Source organism: Atribacter sp., from assembly GCF_035418125.1.
Lineage (GTDB): Bacteria > Atribacterota > Atribacteria > Atribacterales > Atribacteraceae > Atribacter > Atribacter allofermentans.
Genome location: NZ_DAOLQM010000148.1, coordinates 1 through 5,379, shown reverse-complemented (window position 1 = coordinate 5,379; position 5,379 = coordinate 1). Strand labels below are relative to the sequence as shown.

Annotated in this window: 4 protein-coding genes and 1 pseudogene; all 5 read left to right on the top strand. The window is 38.1% G+C overall.

The window, feature by feature from the left end; genetic code table 11:
* Window positions 1–198: 198 nt before the first annotated feature.
* Window positions 199–1,521: a lipopolysaccharide biosynthesis protein gene (locus PLK24_RS07885; RefSeq protein WP_324477929.1), complete on the top strand. Its 1,323-nt coding sequence runs from the start codon at window positions 199–201 to the stop codon at window positions 1,519–1,521.
* A 364-nt stretch (window positions 1,522–1,885) separates the two neighbouring features.
* Window positions 1,886–2,116 (top strand): annotated as a pseudogene (locus tag PLK24_RS07880) (transposase); the annotation flags it as partial.
* Entirely contained in the window at window positions 2,113–2,361 is a 249-nt protein-coding gene (locus PLK24_RS11535) for an IS3 family transposase (RefSeq protein ID WP_502876051.1), read from the top strand. The pseudogene PLK24_RS07880 and the gene PLK24_RS11535, both read left to right, overlap by 4 nt.
* A gap of 569 nt (window positions 2,362–2,930) precedes the next feature.
* Entirely contained in the window at window positions 2,931–4,682 is a 1,752-nt protein-coding gene (locus tag PLK24_RS07875) for an asparagine synthetase B family protein (RefSeq protein WP_324477927.1), read from the top strand.
* 311 nt (window positions 4,683–4,993) lie between these two features.
* Window positions 4,994–5,379: ATP-grasp fold amidoligase family protein (locus tag PLK24_RS07870; RefSeq protein ID WP_324477925.1), on the top strand; the 386-nt coding region annotated here is incomplete at its 3' end.

Sequence of the window (5,379 nt, the reverse complement as noted above, 5' to 3'; positions counted from 1 at the left end):
AATGACAGCGATTAAATCTATAACAGCTATATTTTTATATACTATAGCTTTGCCTGTAGCCCTGATTTTAGGGCCTGCCTGGTATGTAAAGTGCTTGGAAAAAGGAGCTCACCATTTAAGTCAACTACTGGCGCGGGTGGGAATACAACTAATAAAAAAGAGAGATTTTTAATTCGACTTATGATTTTTTAGGAAATCATGCCCAATCAAACCAGTAAACTCCGTGCAAAAATACAGGATCTTGTTCCCAAATTAAGGCAGTCATCCTTCCTAAAAAATATTCTAATTATAATGAGCGGATCGGCACTAGCTCAAATAATAGCTTATGCCCTTTCCCCTATTATCAGTAGGCTTTTCACGCCCGAAGACTTCGGAATTTTTGGTTCATTTACGGCAGTCGCAGGTATTGTCTGTTCACTCATAACTTTAGATTATAGCCAGGCCTTAATGCTACCAAAGGAGAAAGCTGACGCTATAAATCTTTTCTGTCTCTCTATTATCTCAACTATTTTTATCAGCCTTGTTGTATCAATTTTTAGTATCGTTAGACCATCTATTTTCTATGATCTTACGAAAACCCAGGGAACCTGGGCATTAATTTTATTCATTCTGACTATGATCATAACGGGTATAAATTATTCAACTCAGGCGTGGGCTGTTCGTTCCAAAGCCTTTAAACAAACCTCAGCTTCTCAGGTAATACGCAGCGTTACTTCAAGCGGATCGAGAATAATTTTTGGAGCCTTTAAAGTTGGATCTCTGGGGCTGATTATTAGCAATATCATTGCTAATTTAGGAGCTAGCCTTAACCTCATTCGAATTACAATACCAGATTTAATCTCTCATAAACCTGAAATAAACATAAAAAAAATAAAATCTGCAGCTAAAGAATATATTGATTTCCCTCTTTATTCAGCTTCTCAAAACTTCATTAATGCTATTTCTTCCGGACTCCCTGTCCTATTGTTAACTAAGTTTTACGGACTTGCTGCTGCCGGAGCCTATGCTTTTGCAGAAAGCATGTTACAGGCCCCAATGGGCCTTGTTCTGACAGCCCTTCGTCAGGTTCTTTTCCAAAAAGCCTGTGAATATAAAAATGAGGGTAAAGGGATTTTCTTGTTATACATACGAACCGTTTTGGTTTTGTTTGGAATGGCATTAATACCTTCTTTAATCTTGATAGTTTGGGCACCGCAAATTTTTGCTTTTATTTTTGGGGCAAAATGGCGGATGGCTGGCGTTCTGGCTAGGAGCTTGATCATATGGCTGGCTATGGTTTTCTGTAATTTGCCCGCGGTAATTTTTGCCCGGATCATAAGGATTCAGCGTCTTGTGTTCTTTTATGACTTGATTCTCTTATTCGCCAGGACAGCGACCTTAGTGCTGGGTGGGATGTACCTTAAGGTCACACAGACAGTTATGGCCTTTGCTATTGTAGGAGCTATCATGAACACAGTTTTAATTTATTTTGTCGGTAGAGAAGTGGCTAGAAAAGAAAAGACACTGGATTTGCTATCATAAAAAGTCTGGAGCCCTAACTAAGCTTGTTCTGAGTTAGCAATTTGGGCTAAATTGCCACGACTCTAGCGCATTTTAATAGTTAGTAGTCGTATGTTGTTCGGAAACTGGACAGGACAATAAGGCAAGTTTCGGCCTGCCAAAACTTAGGACTAGAATAGAAAAATAACCATCATAAAAATGAAACATTATGAAGCGGCGCCTTTAAGGCCGAGTGGCTATAGAGACGCTTATACTAACCACCTGAGGAGGACACCTCTTAGAGATGTAAATTATGCTGGATAAGGAGGTGTCAGGATGAAGCTAAAGAAATGGAGTTCAGAGGAGAAGATGGCGATTGTGCTGGAGGGTTTAAAGGGGGGAAAAATCGGTAGCTGAGATCTGTCAGGAGCATCAGATAAGCCAGGCATTGTATTATCGGTGGGGGGACAGGTTTTTGGAGGCAGGTCAGAAGGGGTTAAGCAATGGGGGCAGTGAGGATGAAACGAAGGTGCTTCAAGCTCAGATAGAGAAACTGGAGAAGATCATAGGGCGGCAGACGATTGCGATCGAGGCATTAAAAAAAACTCAAGAGTTAATCTCAGGGAAGCAGGGATGAGCCTGAAATCGGCTTGTGAAGCCCTCAGGATAAGCCGGAGCGGGCAGTATCGGAAGGAGAGCCAAGGACAGAGCTCGGATAAGGATGAAGTTGTGGTGGAGAAGCTCAAGGAGCTTCGGCTATTGCATCCCTTCTGGGGATATAGGCGGATGACAGCCTGGCTTAATCATCGGGAGGGGCTTTTAGTTAATCGGAAGCGTGTTTACAGGTTGAAATGGCCTTCTGGTAGAACAAGTGAGGCATAAAGCAGTGCGTAGCGCTCAAAAGGGGAAACCGAAGGCAACACGGCCCAACCAGTACTGGGGAATGGAAATGACGAAGTTTATCCTAGGCTCTTCAGGCTGGTGTTATCTCATTGTGGTGCTAGACTGGCTATTGTAGCAGAAGGTCTCATTGTCTAAGTCTGAAAGATTAGATTTGCGAGGGGTCATCAGATAAGTTAACCTCTTCAGTTATCGGCGTTGGGAGAATTTTTGGCAGATTACTCAAAACTGGCCAAGTAATGGCCCAGAGAGGATGAAACACAACCATGGTAAGCCATTAGTGGAAGCCCAATAAATCCTGGGCTGCAGGACAGTTACCTCTGTCATAATAAAATATGAAGAGTTAATTTCAGCAATTAAGCAAAATAAGAGTAAACCACAAATTCAAAATAGACCTATAAGGTTCTTAAGACAAGCCTCAACGGGCAGCATCGGATCTAATTGCTTGATAGCACCTTTTAGCCTATAATTCTGGCGTGAGCTTCTTTTTCGCAGGATACCAAGCAAGCCTTTCTGACAGTGAGAATCTGAGAAATTGCTTTATAGAAATCGTGCCTGAGGCCCAAAAAAGATATTTTCAATTCATTCAAGATGTTAATTCTTTTCTTTTTGTATATGGAACTAACAAGACAATAAGGGATGTTTTTTATCAAGATGAAAAATCAGATTCATGGATTGCAATATTAGGTACGCCACTAATTGACTTAAACAAAATAAAAGAAGAGAAAGCGTCCTTGTCTACTTTCTTTTCTAATCCGGGAACTTTTATAAATAATTATTTAGATGGCTGTTGGTGTATTCTGGCTTATGATTCTCTTAATGATCTTTTTTATGCTTGCACTGACTATAACAATTCTGTACCGGTTTATTATTCAATAGAAGCCGGCGGAATATATTTTTCTAGTCATGAATTGCCACTCGCTAGATTTCTTCAGTCTGAAATTGATCCTATGGGATTCTCGATGACGATTCAGCTCAAGTTGACATGGGGAGCATTTACAAGATTTAAATCAATAAAAAAATTATTACCTTGCCAAATAGTTACATTTAACAAAAATAAAGAAATATCATTTACACAATATTGGAGCCCAATAAAAGAGACCCTTTGGGAAGAAAATTTAGATAGAGTAATTGAACATTGGCTTACTATTCTGAAGACTTCTATTGGCGCATATCATTCAGCTTCTGAAAATAAAACTGTTCTTTGTGATATTACAGGCGGAGAAGACTCTCGATTAATTTTATCAACCGTACATAACTTGGGTATTCCATTTATTGCAGTAGTTGAAGGAGAAGAAGCTGATCCTGACGTCATTATTGCAAAAAAATTAGCAGTACAAGGTAACTTCCAAATCGATATTAGAAGGAAGCCTTCTTTAGCAGAAGATATTCTGCTAAATAAAGCTGCAGAAATTTGTCTATTTCAAGAGGGGTATGAAGATTTTTTTGAATCTTGTAAAGCATATTTGCTTAATCTAGAATGGCCTATAACAAATTATGATCATATAAAATTTGCAGGTGCTCCGGGTGGAGAAGTTTTCAGGGGCTCTTATTATTTAAGAGGAAAGGCCTTAATGCCTTCAGCCTCAAAGAACTTAGATTATATCTTTTTTACAAAAATGAAATTTATGCTTGATTTCTATCCCAATCTCTTTCAGGTTCCTGATAAAGAATTTAAGGACCTTATATTAAGTATGACAAGGACAGCAATACGAGAGGTACGAAACTTTCCTATAGGAATTCAAATTGATCATCTGCTTCATATTTTTCAAACCTGCAATACCGGTCTTATTTATAAACATCCACGTTATCTCCCTTTCGCCTCAAAAGAATTGACCAAGTCGATTTATAAAATCCCTCCGAAATTTAAACAAGGAGGTAAACTTACAAGGGCCTGTACGGAGATTCTTTTTCCAGAAATCTCGCAGGTTAAAACGCAAAAAGGTGCACCAACCATAAGAAAGAATTTTTTAAATTTCCATAGATTTATCCCAGAATATATCTCATTAGCAAAGTCTATTAGTAGCGGAGTTTCCTCCAGACTCTTAAAATTAAAGGACTCTAATAAACCGGGTTATAACTGGGAAAGAAACTATAAATTTATAAGAGCAATTTTAACAAATCCACCTTACAGTAATTGGTTCAATTCAGGCCTTAATATGATCACAGGATATTTATATGAGAATAAATCGTTGAACGAGTTATTAATTCACGCCAGGCAACAAACAACAAAATTTGTTCCTACTCTAATGAGAATTATTTCTCAAGAGTTAATCTGCCGATGGGTTTATAAAGAATTTTGATTTTTACCTTGAGATTTAATAGGACGTTAGATATTTTCATAGGAATATTACTTATAATGTGGGGTTTTGCACTGTTGAATCAGACAGTATTGTAATTCTTATTATAATTCTCTATATTAGAGAATGTGAATTATAGACGAAGCGCTAAAAATTTATATACCTATTTTTGTAGATATTACTCACAGAAGCTAGGCGATAGACCAGCTGACTTTACCTATAGATCATTGTGCAGTCTTAAGTTTATTAAAGAACATGGCTATTATCCTAGATTTAAAAAACCTCGTAGTTTTTCCGAAAAAATCTGGCACCGCATGCTGTTTGATAGAAGCCCAATCTGGACCGAAATATCCGATAAATTAAAGGCAAGAGAATTAGTAAAAGAAAAGGTTGGTGAAAACTTCTTACCTAAAATACTATGGCAGGGAGAAAGACCTGAGGAAATACCATTTGCAGAGCTTCCAGATAGGTTTGTTATAAAGACCAACCATGGTGCAGGTTATAATGTCATTGTGACTAATAAGAAAAACCTTGAACATAGTAGAGTGCTGAGACGCATAAATGATTGGCTTAACCTAAATTTTACATACGCAACGTTTGTTGGAATGGCCTGGGCTTACAAAAATATAAAGCCAATGATTATGGTTGAAGAATTTCTCGAAGAAAATGGGAAGCCGCCACTGGACTATAAATTCTTTTG